This is a genomic window from Rhodobacter sp. JA431, from assembly GCF_900217725.1.
GTDB classification, from domain to species: domain Bacteria; phylum Pseudomonadota; class Alphaproteobacteria; order Rhodobacterales; family Rhodobacteraceae; genus Rhodobacter; species Rhodobacter aestuarii.
On sequence record NZ_OBMP01000003.1, the window covers coordinates 444,955 to 459,138 of the forward strand.

Annotated in this window: 16 protein-coding genes; 7 read left to right on the forward strand and 9 right to left on the reverse strand. The window is 61.1% G+C overall.

The annotated features are described in order from the left end of the window. Genes CRO18_RS08955 through CRO18_RS08970 form a run of 4 tightly spaced genes read right to left on the reverse strand, consistent with a single transcriptional unit; the run spans position 1 to position 2,764 of the window. A complete protein-coding gene (locus CRO18_RS08955; protein ID WP_097081866.1) occupies positions 1 to 687 on the reverse strand; it encodes an NnrU family protein in 687 nt (228 codons plus the stop codon). Between the two features lie 56 nt (positions 688 to 743). After that, a complete protein-coding gene (locus CRO18_RS08960; RefSeq protein WP_097081867.1) occupies positions 744 to 1,724 on the reverse strand; it encodes a DUF4105 domain-containing protein in 981 nt (326 codons plus the stop codon). Positions 1,725 to 1,774: 50 nt separating this feature from the next. Further along, positions 1,775 to 2,056: a YiaA/YiaB family inner membrane protein gene (locus CRO18_RS08965; protein WP_076483007.1), complete on the reverse strand. Its 282-nt coding sequence runs from the start codon at positions 2,054 to 2,056 to the stop codon at positions 1,775 to 1,777. Positions 2,057 to 2,086: 30 nt separating this feature from the next. Next, the gene (locus CRO18_RS08970) at positions 2,087 to 2,764 is read right to left on the reverse strand and encodes a PspA/IM30 family protein (RefSeq protein WP_170952612.1); all 678 of its coding nucleotides are present in this window, start codon (positions 2,762 to 2,764) and stop codon (positions 2,087 to 2,089) included. 105 nt (positions 2,765 to 2,869) lie between these two features. On the opposite strand from CRO18_RS08970, the gene CRO18_RS08975 reads away from it, so the two are divergent. Then, positions 2,870 to 3,487, forward strand: coding sequence for a TetR/AcrR family transcriptional regulator (locus CRO18_RS08975; protein ID WP_097081924.1), 618 nt, complete (start codon positions 2,870 to 2,872; stop codon positions 3,485 to 3,487). A gap of 128 nt (positions 3,488 to 3,615) precedes the next feature. On the opposite strand, the gene CRO18_RS08980 is transcribed toward CRO18_RS08975, so the two are convergent. The 5 genes from CRO18_RS08980 to CRO18_RS18800 all read right to left on the reverse strand — a co-directional run bounded on the left by CRO18_RS08980 (position 3,616) and on the right by CRO18_RS18800 (position 6,813). Further along, positions 3,616 to 3,981, reverse strand: coding sequence for a hypothetical protein (locus CRO18_RS08980; protein WP_097081869.1), 366 nt, complete (start codon positions 3,979 to 3,981; stop codon positions 3,616 to 3,618). Positions 3,982 to 4,384: 403 nt separating this feature from the next. Continuing rightward, positions 4,385 to 5,767 (reverse strand): PucC family protein, encoded by a 1,383-nt coding sequence (locus tag CRO18_RS08990; protein ID WP_076483012.1) that lies wholly within the window; start codon positions 5,765 to 5,767, stop codon positions 4,385 to 4,387. 91 nt (positions 5,768 to 5,858) lie between these two features. Next, positions 5,859 to 6,047 carry a light-harvesting protein gene (locus CRO18_RS08995; RefSeq protein WP_076483013.1) on the reverse strand — a complete coding sequence of 63 codons (189 nt, stop codon included), beginning with the start codon at positions 6,045 to 6,047 and terminating at the stop codon, positions 5,859 to 5,861. Between the two features lie 20 nt (positions 6,048 to 6,067). Further along, complete coding sequence (locus tag CRO18_RS09000) at positions 6,068 to 6,217, reverse strand: light-harvesting protein (RefSeq protein ID WP_076483014.1); 150 nt, start codon at positions 6,215 to 6,217, stop codon at positions 6,068 to 6,070. 239 nt (positions 6,218 to 6,456) lie between these two features. Then, positions 6,457 to 6,813, reverse strand: coding sequence for a hypothetical protein (locus tag CRO18_RS18800; protein WP_170952613.1), 357 nt, complete (start codon positions 6,811 to 6,813; stop codon positions 6,457 to 6,459). Between the two features lie 321 nt (positions 6,814 to 7,134). Between CRO18_RS18800 and CRO18_RS09005 the strand changes: the two genes are divergently transcribed. The 6 genes from CRO18_RS09005 (at position 7,135) to CRO18_RS09030 (ending at position 14,175) form a co-directional block, all read left to right on the forward strand. Continuing rightward, the gene (locus CRO18_RS09005; RefSeq protein ID WP_097081871.1) at positions 7,135 to 8,466 is read left to right on the forward strand and encodes an NAD(P)-dependent oxidoreductase; all 1,332 of its coding nucleotides are present in this window, start codon (positions 7,135 to 7,137) and stop codon (positions 8,464 to 8,466) included. Position 8,467: 1 nt separating this feature from the next. Next, positions 8,468 to 9,787: an NAD-dependent dihydropyrimidine dehydrogenase subunit PreA gene (gene preA, locus CRO18_RS09010; RefSeq protein WP_076483016.1), complete on the forward strand. Its 1,320-nt coding sequence runs from the start codon at positions 8,468 to 8,470 to the stop codon at positions 9,785 to 9,787. A 720-nt stretch (positions 9,788 to 10,507) separates the two neighbouring features. Further along, the gene (gene mraZ / locus CRO18_RS09015; RefSeq protein WP_076483017.1) at positions 10,508 to 10,996 is read left to right on the forward strand and encodes a division/cell wall cluster transcriptional repressor MraZ; all 489 of its coding nucleotides are present in this window, start codon (positions 10,508 to 10,510) and stop codon (positions 10,994 to 10,996) included. A gap of 1 nt (position 10,997) precedes the next feature. Beyond that, complete coding sequence (rsmH, locus tag CRO18_RS09020) at positions 10,998 to 12,014, forward strand: 16S rRNA (cytosine(1402)-N(4))-methyltransferase RsmH (RefSeq protein ID WP_097081872.1); 1,017 nt, start codon at positions 10,998 to 11,000, stop codon at positions 12,012 to 12,014. Beyond that, a complete protein-coding gene (locus tag CRO18_RS09025; protein ID WP_097081873.1) occupies positions 12,011 to 12,382 on the forward strand; it encodes a cell division protein FtsL in 372 nt (123 codons plus the stop codon). The genes rsmH and CRO18_RS09025 overlap by 4 nt, the downstream gene beginning before the upstream one ends. After that, complete coding sequence (locus CRO18_RS09030; protein WP_097081874.1) at positions 12,379 to 14,175, forward strand: penicillin-binding protein 2; 1,797 nt, start codon at positions 12,379 to 12,381, stop codon at positions 14,173 to 14,175. The genes CRO18_RS09025 and CRO18_RS09030 overlap by 4 nt, the downstream gene beginning before the upstream one ends. Positions 14,176 to 14,184: the final 9 nt, after the last annotated feature.

The window sequence follows — 14,184 nt, forward strand, 5'->3', positions numbered from 1 at the left end:
TTACCAAGCGCCGGGCCAAAGCCCGATCACCGGTTGATGGAGATGCCAAAGTCCGACCCAAAGGAACACTGCAATCCCTGCGCGCCGCCATGACGGTGCTGCGTGAGGCTTCCAGCGACCGGTGATCAGGGCGGCAAGGGGCAAAAGATGGGTATGCGCGGTTAGTTGCGCCCATCTTTTGGCCCCGAGCGCCCGGCGCTTGCGTGCTTCAACCACGGGCATGCCGATCAGCGCGAGCAGCAAAAACGGCCCAAACAGAAGCACATGCGCCACGTCGCCATTGGGCAGAAGATGCGCGCCCGCCCAAAGTGCGAGCGCCCAAAGCAGCGGTTGGCGGGTAAGCCCTGCAATGCCGGGATGGGCCGGGTCAAAGCCCTTGGGCGTGCCCTCAAAGGCAAAGGGGTTCGGGGCGGCAACACCAAAGCTCCCCAAAGCAATCACCACCGGCATGACGATATTCACGGCCCAGCGGTGCCATGGTTCGGGCGCCCAAAGTTCTACAAACGGCGCGCGTTGCGCGGCCATGATCACCCACCACAGCAGCGCCAAAGAGACGATGGAAAAGGCGATCAGATAGCCGCGCGGCCCCAGTTTGCGCAACAGCCAGCCCTTCACGCCAAGCGCGGCAGGCAAGCGGTGCGACACCATAAAAAGCCCCATGGCGAGGGCGAATTCGATCCAGTCCATGCGGCGAGTTAGCCTGAAGCGGGGGGCTTTCGCTAGCCCCCCGTTGGGGCGCTTGCCTATTCCGGCTGGCGGATCTTGTCGGAGAAGCTGACGCCGGGCAGGTTGCGCTGGGCGCGCAAGGTGATGAGGGCAGAGGCATCACGCGCGCCGGGATCTGCCGGGCTGACCACGCCCAAATCGGTAAGATAGTCGGGCAAATGCCCCGAAAGCACCAAGCGCCAATCCAGCGGCAGATCGGGTTTGAGGCTATGGGCCAACTGCCAGACCACGGTGGTGCAATTGGCGGTCAGCGTGTTGTAAAACCGCGGCGCGGCTTGCAGCTCTTGCGCCAGCGTGACGTAGGAGAGGAACATCGTGCGGCGCTGGTCCGGGCTCAGCGCGATCGGATAGAGCCGCACCTGTTCTTGGCGGTAATTGGTGCGCAACTGCACGATGTCGCGTTCGGTTGCGCCGATCAGCACCAGTTCAAACTGCCGAAAGAAGCCGCCGATTTCGTTGAATTTCTCCCCCTCTTCGCGGCGAATCTCAACCGAAAACACCACATGTTCGCCGGTGGTGAAACCAAAGCTGACCAAGAGATGCGCGATATCGGGGCTGTCCCAGATCGAGGTGAACATATCCACCGTTTCAAGGTCATTGAGATCAACGGTTTCGCTGATCCAGCGCTGCGTGGCCTCGGTTTCCGAGTGCCAGTCAAAATCGCGGATATTGCCCAAGGTGATGGTCTCGCCCGAGATGTCAGCAGTGACCCCGCGCGCGACATCTACCGCCCAATCGCGGTCTTGGTGGGGTGTGATGGTTTGATACCAGCCGCCCACCAATAGGGCTGCAAAAGCGGCCAGCAGCCAGCCCATGCGCCGGGAGCGCAGAAACCGTGCCGCAAGGCTTGCCATCACCGCAAAGGCCAGCCCCGCCAAAGCGAGAAGGCGCAGTGCCCCCGCCAAATGCAGCCAAAGCGCGGTCGCAGCCCAAGCGCTGCCCAAAACAAGGATCAAAACAAACAAAACGTGGGCAAGAACGGTCATCAGGCGGGGCATTTGGTGTCTCCTGCGAAGGGCGGGCCGGGCGTGTCGCCCGGCGCCAAGGCTTAGATATCGGTCTTGCCAGAGGCTTCGGCCAGCAAACGTTCGGTGCGGGCATCTTCAAGCTTGTTATAGATGCGCGCGGATTCTTCTTTGTCACGCAGGGCTTTGGTGATCGAGGCGGTGGAATAGACCAGCATCAAAGCCGCCATCGCATAATAGCCTTTGGCCGAAAAGCTCGCCTCAAGCGACCAGATCCCCGCGCCCATCATCAAAGCAGCCACGGCAAAGTTGAAATAGGTGAAGATGTTCCATGCGTTGGACACTTTGGGCATATAGTCAGACATCGGTTTCTTCCTTGAGTAAATGAGGTTGGATCAAACGGCTTTGGCACGCAGTCGGGCGAGCACATCCGCCGCGCCAGACCGCAGGGGCGCCCCGCAACCCGCCGCGGCCAAGCGCGCCGAGGTGGATTCGGCCGAAGACGAAATCGAAAGCTCGGTCAGTGCGATTTCCACCTCTTCGGAATGGGATTGACGGTCTTGCAGGCGTTCGAGCGTGGCCTCCGCCTCGCGCAGGCTCGCCATCACCCCATCGGGCAGGGTGCCGCGCAGCTTTTGCGTGCGTTGCGCCGCATCGGCGATTTGTTTGCCGCGTTGCAGGGTGCGCAGGCGTTGTTCGGCCAAGCTGACCGTGTCGCGCAGACGGTGAATTTCCGCTTTGTAATGGGTAATCGCGCGGGCGGTGGCATCCGCTTCGGCCTCAAGCTCAGCAATCGCGGCTGCGGCCTCTGTCGCCAGATCCTCGCGCCCCTTGGCGAGCGCATCAAGCGCGCGGGCTTCCAAATCGGCCAACTGATCGGCAATCCGCGCAGCGGCTTTTTCTTCGCGTGCCGCATAGGCCATCACCACGGCCACCGCACGTTTGGCCCCCTCAAGCGCTTCGGCGGCATCACGCAGTTGTTGGCGCAAGATCGTCAGTGCATTGGCATCGGTGAAGGCGTCCACCGCATCATGGCTGCGGGCCCGGATTAGCGTCGTCATCATCTTGAACATCTGGCTCTCCATCGCTATGAACGTTGTTCATGTGATCTATATGGCAGACACATGAACATTGTTCAAGATATTTTTGAACGTCGTTCACAAATAATGGAGTCCCAAATGGGAAGCACGCGCGACGAGAAAAAAGCCGAGTTGAAAACCCGGCTGATTGAGGCCGCAGAAGCCGAGATCATTTCCGAGGGGCTTTCGGGTCTTAAAGCGCGCGCGGTGACGGCGCGGGCGGGCTGTGCCTTGGGCGCGCTTTATAACGCCGTCGAAGACCTCGATATGCTGGTCCTGCACGTCAATTCCCGCACCATCGCGCGGTTGGGCGCGGCTTTGCAGGAGGTCGCGCCTGCGGAGGCCGAAGATCCGCGTGCAGCGCTTCAAGCTTTGGCGGCGCGTTATGCGCAATTTGCGGTCGCTGAACGGCCTTTGTGGCTCGCGCTTTTTGAGCATCGGCTCGCCGCAGGGCGCGATGTGCCCGAGTGGCACCGCCAAGAACATGCGGTGTTGCTTGAAGTGATTCTGCCCCATTTGGCGCGGTTGCGCCCCGATCTGGACCGTGCTGCGCTGGCGCTGCGGGCGCGCACCACTTTTGCGGCGGTGCATGGGGTTGTGCATCTGGCGCTTCAGGGAAGATTCGTCGGCGTGCCGATGGCGGATTTGCAATCCGAGATCGCGGGGCTTGTTGAAACCCTGACCGCCGGGGCCGACCATCTCGCCGTGCGCGGCTAAGCAGGGCAGGGGGCGTGAACTGGGCGGACTAAAAACGGAAACGCCCGCTCTTCAGTCCCTCCCAGGAGGTCAGAAGAGCGGGCGTCAACCCGAGGCAGGGGGCGGCCCTTAGGCCGCCCGATGCATGATTATTCGCCCGGACGACGCGAGATCGTGGCGAAGCCGAAGGTGTCCGAGAACGGCAGGAATTTGCCGGGGATCACGTTCGACTGACGCGGGCTGTCTTGCACCAGCGGCATTTTCCAGAACGCAGCCGATTTCGGGGCGGCGTCGCGCGGGCACAGGTTCGGCTTGCGCGGGGTGTCTTGCACCAGCGGGCGCGGCCAGAAGCCTTGCGACATGTATTTGGTGCCTTCGTACACGTTTTTGGTGCGCGGCGTATCTTTCAGCAGCGGCCAGCCGAAGCGGGCCGAGAACTCGCCCGCCGGCTCCGCTTTCACGGGGGCGTTCAGGAAGATGTGCCGATGGTCTTTCATGATGTTGTCGGTGTTCATTTGGTCTTTCCTCGCAGGTGAACTCTTCAGTGACGTATTCAGGCGCAACAGGTCCCGCATGGGCGGGAAGTGCTACGCAGAAGTTTCGCCGCGCCTAGCGGCTTGTGGCTGACTTTCGCGACGAGCGCGGCGGCACCGCCAGCGAGCCGCTCTGCAGAACCGACGACGGCACTTACGTGAACGTCGGCGGCTTTGAGTGCTTCGACAAGGGTAGCGCGCTTAGAACCGTCGGCCATGACGACAGAAATTGCGCCCGATAGTTTACCCTTCCTCGTGAGCTGGCTTGCGAGCCCGCAAGCCGTCGTATCATCGGCATATAGCCGCGTGTTTGCCGTCGTCATGCATCCTCCTCGGGTAAGGACAATCCAAAGTCTAAACCCCGTCGCGCGAAAGCGCTCTGCGGTCACTTGTCACGACTCAGCGCTAACGGCACGGCAAAGACGATAGCGATGAGCAACAAAAAGGCTTCCAGTGCGAACACGGCATTGTAAGGGCCAGCAACCCCGCTGCCGAAGGTGTTCGGCAAGGCAACCAGCCCGTCGCGCACGATCCCGGCCAAGGCGATGCCAAGCCCGGCAGCGGTGGCCTGCACGGCCCCCCAAGCGCCAAGGGCAAGGCCGATCCGGTCGGCGGGGGCGGCGCGCATTGTGGCGGTGAGCGTTGCATGGCCAAAGAGACCGATGCCGAACCCTACCACATAGGTGCCAAGCACGAAAAAGGCGAAAAGCGGCAAAAGCGATGAATAGATGATGGCGGCAAAGCCGGGCACGCCGATGATCGCGCCGATCAGGCCCAGATGCATCGGTTTCATTCCATTGCCGAGCACTTTTGAGGCGAGACCAAAGCCGGTGAGCGTGCCAAAGGCAAAAAGCGCTGAAAGCTTGGTGGTTTGCCCAACCGTCAGCCCCAAAGCTTGCCCACCATAGGGTTCGAGCAGCACATCACACATGCCATAGCCAAAGGTGCCAAGGGCGATCACGATCAAAAGCGGCAGCATCCCTTTACGCGCCATCAGCTCATTAAAGGCTTGGCGGAAGGTCGGATGCACAGCGGCTTCCATCTGTCGGGCTTTTTCGCGGTCAAAGGCTTCTTGGCGCCAGAGCGCAGCCATGTTGAGCGCAACTGAGACCACAGCGGTGCCTTGAATCACCTGAATCAGGCGCCCCGGCGTGTAGTTTGCCAAAAGGAAACCGTAGATCAGCGCTGCGGCAACTGACCCAAACAGCAGCATCACATACATCAGCCCCACGACCTTGGGATGGTCTTCTTCTTCCACAAGGTCGGTCGCGAGTGCGAGGCCCGCCGTTTGCACGATATGGGCGCCCGCCCCAACCAGAAGGAAGGCAAGGGCGGCAGCGGAAATGCCGATCCAGCGCGGCGCATCATAAGATTCGCCAAAGCCCGAGAGCACCAAAAGCGCGAAGGGCATCATCGCAAAGCCGCCGAATTGGTAGATCGTGCCTTTCCAGATCCACGGCACACGCTTGAGCCCGAGCGCGGATTTGTTGGTATCGGATTTAAAGCCGATCAATGTGCGGAATGGCGCGAAAAGCAGGGGCATTGCCAGCATGATCGAGACGATCGAGGCATGCACGCCCATTTCGACAATCATCACCCGGTTGAGCGTGCCGGCCAGCAGCACAAGCGTCATGCCAACGGTGACTTGGAATAGGGATAACCTAAGGAGCCGGGAAAGCGGAACCTCATCTGTCGCTACATCGGCGAATGGAAGATACCTGGGACCGAATCGCGCCAGATTTTTCAGAGCGAAGTCACGGTAGCCCATGGGTGCCACCCAAAGTAGGAAGGGTATTTAAGGGGGCGGGCCCCCGGAGAGAGAATGGGCCCATCGGTTTGCACCGATGGGCCCACGAAGATTATTGAGCCGGAGCGGCCACGACCACGGTCGGGGCGGTCATCGGCTGGCCGTTCCAGTAGGCGCCGAACCAGTCGGTGGTGGCCAGGAGGCCGCCGTGCACGATCAGCGCGGTCACGGCAACGGCGCCGAGCACCAGCGGAACACCGGTCGAGGGGGCGACAACGGTCCAAACTTTAGCGTTGTTCATGGTATATCTCCTCTACCCGATTAGCCGAGCCACGGCGTGGCGATCGCCGAGAGGATGTGCGCAACAAGCGCCATCGCCCCGAACACACGGGTGCCATCGATCAGATAGCTGTGAACTTCTTCAGCTTCTTTCAGCGTCAGGCCGCTCGGCCCAGCTTTGTCGTCAGTCATGTCCCGAATCCTCCAAAAAACTGGGATCTCTCGAAGGCTTTCCCCAAACTTCGCAACTTGCGATGCGAGCCTGAGCTTTTGCCTCCCCGCTACCACACCCGGACTGGCGTGGCATCGTGAGGTCACTATGCGAGGGGGGGGCGGCGCGATCAAGTGTAAATTGCGGCTTACACTGCGGCAAATTCGGCACTTAGGGAGGCAGAGTGCCAGTCGTAAAAAGTGCCTCTGAAAAGTGCCTTTTATCGTTGTTGACGGCTGTAAACGGGCGCCATCAGTGCCCTGTCGAACAGTGCCTGAATCGGGGCTTTTGCCCAATAGAAAAAGGCTTTTCTTGCTGCGGCTGCGAAGGCGATGGCGAGGGGGTGTGGGGGCAAGATTTGGGGTTGCTGCCTCAAGTGTAACGTCAGATATACATTTTTCTGCGTTGAGGTGTCGCAGCTTAGCGGGTTTGCGGGCGGCGCGGCAGCAATTGGGGCGGCGCGAAATTGGGTCGAATTGTCGCGTGAAAAAATCTTCAAAAAAAGTTCAGGGCGAGGGTTGAAAGGCCCGAAAGCGATCCCCAATTCGCATTCATAAGCTGTCGTCAGCTTTAACAAGCAGATTCAGTCACCGAATCCTCCAAAGATGCGCCCAGGTGACAGGATCAAGCGGCTCTCCTCGCCGGACACGGGGAGGGCCGCACCTAGCCCCAAAGATGAATCACCCCCCTCCTTGGGGCCACTTGGCCTCCCGATCTGCGTAATATGATGCACGATAGCTTGTGCGCATGAGGTCGCCGGGGGGATGCAGTCCTTCTGCCTTAAATTTGGGCAGATGCCGGGAATCACCGCTGATCGGGTGGGTTCAGTAATTTTACCCATTGATAAAAATTCTATCCATGGCAGCGTTGGGACAAATAACAAGCCAGGGAGGTCTTCGTGACCACACGCCAGTTCGAGCCCGGGATCGTGCCCGGGCGTCTTCCCGCAGAAGACTATTGTCACGCTTTTGCCGATACCGCGCCGCCGCTGACGGACCATGCCGCGCGCGTGGCCGCGGATCGGTGCTACTTCTGTTATGATGCGCCCTGCACCACGGCCTGTCCGTCCGATATTGATGTGCCGCTGTTCATTCGCCAGATCGCGACGGGCCAGCCCGAGGCGGCTGCGGTGACGATCCTGTCGCAAAACATCTTTGGTGGCATGTGCGCCCGCGTCTGCCCGACCGAGACCCTGTGCGAGGGCGCCTGCGTGCGCGAGGTGGCTGAGGGCAAGCCGGTCGAGATTGGCCTTTTGCAGCGCCATGCGACCGACAAACTGCAAGCGGCGGGCGTGCATCCCTTCACCCGCGCCGAACGGACCGAGTTCTCAGTCGCTGTGGTGGGGGCGGGGCCGGCGGGGCTTTCTTGCGCGCACCGGCTCGCGATGAAGGGCCATGAGGTCACCGTCTATGATGCGCGGCTCAAACCCGGTGGTCTTAATGAATATGGGATCGCCGCTTATAAAGCGCCGGGCGGCTTCGCGCATAAAGAAGTGGCGTGGCTTTTGCAGATCGGTGGCATCACCGTTTTGGAAAACTGGCAACTGGGCCGCAATGGCACGCTGGAAGACTTGCTGGAAGAACATGATGCAGTGTTCTTGGGCATGGGGCTTTCGGGCGTGAATGCGCTCTCTATTCCCGGCGCCGAATACGCCACCCCGGCAACCGATTATATTGCCGCGCTGCGTCAGGCCGAAGACCTGTCCACCTTGCCGGTGGGGCGGCGCGTTGTCGTGATTGGCGGCGGCATGACGGCGGTGGATGCGGCGGTGCAGGCCAAACTGCTTGGCGCGGAAACCTCCTCCATCGTCTATCGTCGCTCGCAGCCGGAAATGCCTGCCTCTTTGCACGAGCAAGATCACGCGCAAACGCATGGGGTGCAGATCGTGCCGAATGCGACGCCGGTGGCTATCTGTAAAGAAGAAGGCGGCTTGGTGGTCGAATTTGCCCGCACCGCGACGCGCGATGGCAAAATGACGGTGCTGGAAGACACGATCCGGATTGAGGCCGATCAGGTTTTCACGGCCATCGGCCAAACGCTGGGGGCGACGCCAGAGGGGCTTACCATTACTGGCGGCAAAATCGCCATTGATGCGCAGGGCCGCACCGGGCTTGCCAAGGTTTGGGCCGGGGGCGATTGCGCCACGGGTGGCGAAGACCTGACCGTGACGGCATCGGCCGAGGGCCGCGATGCCGCCGAAGACATCCACGCTTTTCTGATGGGGGCCTGAGATGGCGAACCTTGCTTCTGAATTCATTGGTATCAAGTCGCCGAACCCGTTTTGGCTGGCCTCGGCGCCGCCCACGGATAAAGAATATAACGTGCGCCGCGCCTATGAGGCGGGCTGGGGCGGTGTGGTTTGGAAAACGCTTGGTATGGATGGCCCGCCCGTCGTCAACGTTTCTGGCCCGCGCTATGGGGTGATCCATGGGCCGGACCGCACGCTTTTGGGGCTCAACAACATCGAACTCATCACCGACCGCCCGTTGGAGGTGAACCTGCGCGAGATCAAAACGGTCAAACGCGATTACCCGGATCGGGCCTTGGTGGTCTCGCTGATGGTGCCCTGCGATGAGGAAAGCTGGAAGTTCATTCTCAAACAGGTGGAAGACACCGGGGCTGATGGGGTGGAGCTTAACTTCGGCTGCCCGCATGGCATGGCGGAGCGTGGCATGGGCTCTGCCGTGGGGCAGGTGCCCGAATATATTGAAATGGTCACGCGCTGGGTGAAGCAGCATTCGCGCATGCCCTGCATTGTTAAGCTGACCCCCAATATCACCGACATTCGCAAACCCGCCGAGGCGGCTTTGCGCGGCGGTGCAGATGCGGTGAGCCTGATCAACACGATCAACTCAATCACCTCGGTCGATCTCGATATCTTCGCGCCTGAGCCGACGATTGACGGGATGGGGACGCATGGCGGCTATTGCGGTCCGGCAGTGAAGCCGATCGCGCTCAATATGGTGGCCGAGATTGCCCGCAACCCGGAAACCCGCAATTTGCCAATTTCCGGTATCGGCGGGGTGACCACTTGGCGCGATGCGGCGGAGTTCATGGCGCTTGGGGCCTCGAACGTGCAGGTCTGCACCGCGGTAATGACCTATGGCTTCCGTATTGTCGAAGAGATGATCGCGGGGCTGAGCGCCTTCATGGATCAAAAGGGCTTCACCTCCACCTCGGAACTGGTGGGGCTTGCTGTGCCCAAGGTGACCGATTGGCAATATCTCAACCTGAACTACACCACCAAAGCGGTGATCGAGCAGGCCGATTGTATCAAATGCGGCCGCTGCCACGTGGTGTGCGAAGATACCTCGCACCAAGCGATTGCGATGGCTGAGGACCGCACCGTGACGGTGAAGGAAGAGGAATGCGTTGCCTGTAACCTCTGCGTCGATGTCTGCCCCACCGCTTGCATCACGATGAAAGAGATTGCCGTGGGCGAGATGGACGCCCGCACCGGGCGCCCGGTTGGCACGCATCTCAACTGGACCGAGCACCCCAACAACCCGACCGGCTCTGGCGCGGCCTGCGCAAAGGCACCGGCCGAGTAAGGGCAGGGGCCACGGGGCCGAGACATCAAACCAACCGAAGGGGCGCGCTGCGCCCCTTTTCTTTTGCGTCATTTGCGCCGGGAGCGGCGCAAAACGGGCGCGCCATGGGAATTCATGGGCATGGGAAATCACGGGACGCGTTTCGGGAAATGGTGGGATCACGCCGAATCACTGCCGCGTGTTTGCCCGTGAACGCTGGGGTTTTCAGGGATTCTGCGGTGATTTTTGCAGGCCCCCTGCATTTTCTTGGGAAATTGCCCCACTTCATGGGCGGCAGATGCTGCATTTGCTCGCTTAACTATATCTTGTGTTTGACCGGCGTCATTTTGGCTTTTACTTCCATATCTTTGTTATTGGTGCCACAAGGTCTTGAGTTTGAACCCCTTCTAAAACAACATGCAGGGGCCAATTTTCCGTCCTGTCCCAAAATTTCCCTTGAAATCCCATGCGTGACCATGGCATGAATTGGGCATCGAGAAGACGGGCAAGGGGCAACAAGACCCCACGGCGCAAAGACCGGGTTTCATACAGGCACCCGCTTCACGAACGAGAGAGATCCGGCGCGCGAGCGAGCAGACATCCCCCAGGTGGCGCGCGCGAACGGACAGCCCAGAGATGGGACGAGGGCGGCGGATTGAGCAGTGGCAGCAGCTCAATCCGCCGTTTTCCATAAAAGGACCACAGCGGGGGAACGGGACAGGAGTTACCGCCTTGGCGGGAATGTTCATCGGCGAATACACCTTCAAGGTGGACAGCAAGGGGCGCGTGTCGATCCCCGCCCTGTTTCGTCGTGAACTCGAAGAAGGCGACCCGGAAGCCGCCATCAGCAAACGTCCCCGCCTTGTCATCGTTTATGGGGCTGATAGCCAAAAGATGTTGCAGGTGCATTCCTACAGCGGCTTTCAACGGCTCGCCCAAGCGATCAACGCGCGCCCTTACAACGACCCGAACCGCGCGCTTTTGCAGCGCTTCGTGTTGAACAAAGCCCACCCGACCGAGATCGACCCCGATGGCCGCTTGGTGCTGCCCGCAAACCTGCGCGAGCGCTTCAAGCTGGTGGGCGATGCCTATTTCGCGGGGATGGGGGAAACCTTTGAGATTTGGAACCCCGAGACCTTCGCCGAGGTGGATGCGGCGCGGCTCGAAAAACTGATGGCCGAGGTGGGCGAGGATTTCGACCCGCTCAGCCTCTTGGCCACCGGGGGATAAGATGGAACCCGAAGCCGCCCCCCATATTCCCGTTTTGCTGCGACCGCTCCTTGAGGCGGTCGCGCCTGTCTTTGGCACTTGGGTCGATGGCACCTTTGGTGCGGGCGGCTACACGCGCGGGCTTTTGGCCGCGGGAGCAGGCCGGGTGATCGGCATCGACCGCGACCCGATGGTGTTTGACATGGCCGCAAGCTGGCGCGGCGACTATGGTGAGCGGCTGACGCTCGTGGAAAGCACCTTTTCCGAGCTTGACAAAGTGGCCCGCGAGGACGCGTCCGAGGGCGTGGATGGCGTTGTGCTCGACCTTGGTGTGTCGTCGATGCAGCTTGACCAAGCCGAACGGGGCTTTTCTTTCTTGCGTGATGGCCCGCTGGATATGCGCATGTCGCAAGATGGGCCGACGGCGGCGGATCTGGTCAACACCGCTGACGAGGGCGAATTGGCCGATATCCTGTATCACTATGGCGAAGAACGTGCCTCGCGCCGGATCGCGCGGGCGATTTGCGAGACGCGCAAAACCGCGCCCTACGAAAGCACCAAACAACTGGTCGCCACGGTCGAGCGCTGCTTGCCGCGCCCCAAACCCGGTCAAAGCCACCCGGCGACCCGCAGCTTTCAGGCGCTCCGCATCGCGGTGAATGATGAATTTGGCCAGTTGATCGAAGGGTTGGAGGCCGCAGAACGCGCGCTGAAACCCGGTGGCAAGCTGGCGGTCGTCACCTTCCACTCGCTCGAAGATCGGGTTGTGAAGCGCTTCTTCCAAGCCCGCTCGGGCCGTGCGGGTACGGGCAACCGCTATGCCCCCGTCACCGAAGCCGAAGCGCCCGCCTTCACGCTGCTGACCCGCAAAGGCGTTGGCCCGGATGATCAAGAATTGGCCGAGAACCCGCGCGCGCGTTCGGCCATTTTGCGCGTCGGTGCGCGCACAGAAACCCCGGCAGGCACCGCTGATCGCGCCGCCCTTGGCCTGCCTGCTCCTGTTTTGATGGATGTGAAACATCGGGATCGCCGCAGATGAAGACCATCTCTTATCTCCTTGCTGCCCTTGTGGTTTTGAGCCTCGCTTTCTGGGCCTATCACGTCAATTACGCGACCAAAGATCGGTTGGCGGAGTTGCGCGGCATCCATAATGAGATTGCCGATCTGCAAGAGGGCTTGAGCGTTTTGAACGCGGAATGGGCCTATCTCAACCGCCCCGAGCGGCTGCGCGAACTGGTCAACCTGAACTTCACCGCGCTGGCGCTTTTGCCGATGGCGCCTGAGCAATTTGGCACCGCTGCGCAAGTCGCCTATCCGCAGCCCGCAGAGGAACTGCCCGCGCTGGCGGATCTTGCTCTGTCGGAAACCTTTGATGTTGCTGCGCGCAGCACGGAGGGCCAGCCATGAGCCCGCGTATCCCGCTGCGCCCGCTGGCGCGTATTCTGGAAGCCCGCGCCAAGGGCGAAAACCCCGACCGGATTGAACGTGAAAACATCCGCCTGCGTGGCGAGGCCGGGCGCGAGGAAGCCCGCGCCAAGGTCGAATGGCGGATGTGGCTGGTGGTCGGCATTTTCGTGATTTGCTTCTCGGCTGTGGCGGTGCGGATGGGCACGATTGCCGCCGCCACGCCCGAGGAACCGCAGCGCGGTGAAAGCGCGCCGGTGATCTTGGCGCAGCGCGCCGATATTACCGACCGGGCAGGGCGGGTGCTGGCGACAAACCTTGTGACGCATGCGCTTTACGCCCAGCCGCCGATGATGGTGGACCCGGAAGGTACGGTCGAAAAGCTGGTGGAAATTTTCCCCGATCTGGATGCGAAACGCTTGCGCGCCGACTTCACTGGCACGCGTAAGTTCGTTTGGATCAAAAAGAAAATCTCGCCTGAACAGATGCAGGCGGTGCATGATATTGGCGAGCCGGGGCTGCTGTTTGGCCCGCGCGAGATGCGGCTTTATCCCAATGGGCGGCTGGCGGCCCATGTGCTTGGCGGCGCGCGTTTCGGCAATGAAGGCGTGGCCTCGGCCGAGATCGTCGGCACCGCAGGCGTTGAAAAAGCCTTTGATGGTTGGTTGCGCGACCCGGAAAACAAAGGCGCGCCGCTGACGCTGTCGCTGGATCTGACCGTACAGCAGGCGCTCGAAGAGATTCTGGCGGGTGGCATGCGGCTGATGAATGCCAAAGGCGCGGCGGCCGTGGTGATGGAAGCGCATACAGGCGAGATTGTTGCGCTTGCCAGCCTGCCCGATTTTGACCCCAATGACCGCCCCGCGCCGCTGGTGAAGGGTGATGCCTCGGACAGCCCGCTTTTTAACCGCGCGGTGCAGGGTGTTTATGAGCTTGGCTCCACCTTCAAAATCTTTGCTGCAGCGCAGGCGCTGGAATTGGGCCTCGTGAACCCCACAACGATGGTGGATTCGAAATCCCCGATGGTTTGGGGCAAGTTCAAAATCCGCGATTTCCACAATTATGGTCCGCAGCTTTCGGTCACCGATGTGATTGTTGAAAGTTCGAACGTCGGCACGGCGCGGATTGTGCAGATGATCGGGCCGGACCGGCAGCAGCAATTCCTTGAAAAGCTCGGCTTCATGCAAGCGACCCCGGTGGAATTGTCGGAAGCGGCGGTGGGCCGCCCGATTTTGCCGCCGAAATGGTCGGAGCTTTCCTCGATGACGGTGGGCTATGGCCACGGCATCGCCGCCTCGCCCATGCATTTGGCGGCGGCTTATGCGACGATTGCGAATGGCGGGCGCCGGGTCACGCCGACACTGGTGCATTCGGACCAGCACGCCCCCGGCGAGCAGGTGATGCGCCCCGAAACCGCGCGCACCGCTGTTGCGATGATGCGTGCCGTTGTGACTCGTGGCACGGCCTCCTTCGGGGATGTCGACGGCTATGAGGTGGCGGGGAAAACCGGCACCGCCGATAAGGTGCGCCCCACGGGCGGCTATTATGATGATAAGGTGATCGCCACCTTTGCCTCGGTCTTCCCGGCCTCGAACCCGAAATATGTGCTGGTGTTGACGCTTGATGAGCCCTCGTCTTTTGCCGCCAATGCCAACCGCCGCACAGCGGGCTGGACCGCAGTGCCGGTTGCCGCCGAGGTAATCCGCCGGATTGCACCGATCTTGGGCTTGCGGCCAAACGACAACATGCCCGAAGTTCTTGAGGGCATCCAGCTTGTGAAAGCCTCGGCCCACTGATCGGGCTCG

Coding starts and splice junctions, on each gene's coding strand:
- rsmH (WP_097081872.1), top strand. CDS start 10,998: ATGGAACCCGAAGCCGCCCCCCATATTCCCGTTTTGCTGCGACCGCTC.
- mraZ (WP_076483017.1), top strand. CDS start 10,508: ATGTTCATCGGCGAATACACCTTCAAGGTGGACAGCAAGGGGCGCGTG.
- CRO18_RS08970 (WP_170952612.1), bottom strand. CDS start 2,764: ATGTTCAAGATGATGACGACGCTAATCCGGGCCCGCAGCCATGATGCG.
- preA (WP_076483016.1), top strand. CDS start 8,468: ATGGCGAACCTTGCTTCTGAATTCATTGGTATCAAGTCGCCGAACCCG.
- CRO18_RS08980 (WP_097081869.1), bottom strand. CDS start 3,981: ATGAACACCGACAACATCATGAAAGACCATCGGCACATCTTCCTGAAC.
- CRO18_RS08975 (WP_097081924.1), top strand. CDS start 2,870: ATGGGAAGCACGCGCGACGAGAAAAAAGCCGAGTTGAAAACCCGGCTG.
- CRO18_RS08960 (WP_097081867.1), bottom strand. CDS start 1,724: ATGCCCCGCCTGATGACCGTTCTTGCCCACGTTTTGTTTGTTTTGATC.
- CRO18_RS08990 (WP_076483012.1), bottom strand. CDS start 5,767: ATGGGCTACCGTGACTTCGCTCTGAAAAATCTGGCGCGATTCGGTCCC.
- CRO18_RS09030 (WP_097081874.1), top strand. CDS start 12,379: ATGAGCCCGCGTATCCCGCTGCGCCCGCTGGCGCGTATTCTGGAAGCC.
- CRO18_RS08955 (WP_097081866.1), bottom strand. CDS start 687: ATGGACTGGATCGAATTCGCCCTCGCCATGGGGCTTTTTATGGTGTCG.
- CRO18_RS09000 (WP_076483014.1), bottom strand. CDS start 6,217: ATGACTGACGACAAAGCTGGGCCGAGCGGCCTGACGCTGAAAGAAGCT.
- CRO18_RS08965 (WP_076483007.1), bottom strand. CDS start 2,056: ATGTCTGACTATATGCCCAAAGTGTCCAACGCATGGAACATCTTCACC.
- CRO18_RS09025 (WP_097081873.1), top strand. CDS start 12,011: ATGAAGACCATCTCTTATCTCCTTGCTGCCCTTGTGGTTTTGAGCCTC.
- CRO18_RS08995 (WP_076483013.1), bottom strand. CDS start 6,047: ATGAACAACGCTAAAGTTTGGACCGTTGTCGCCCCCTCGACCGGTGTT.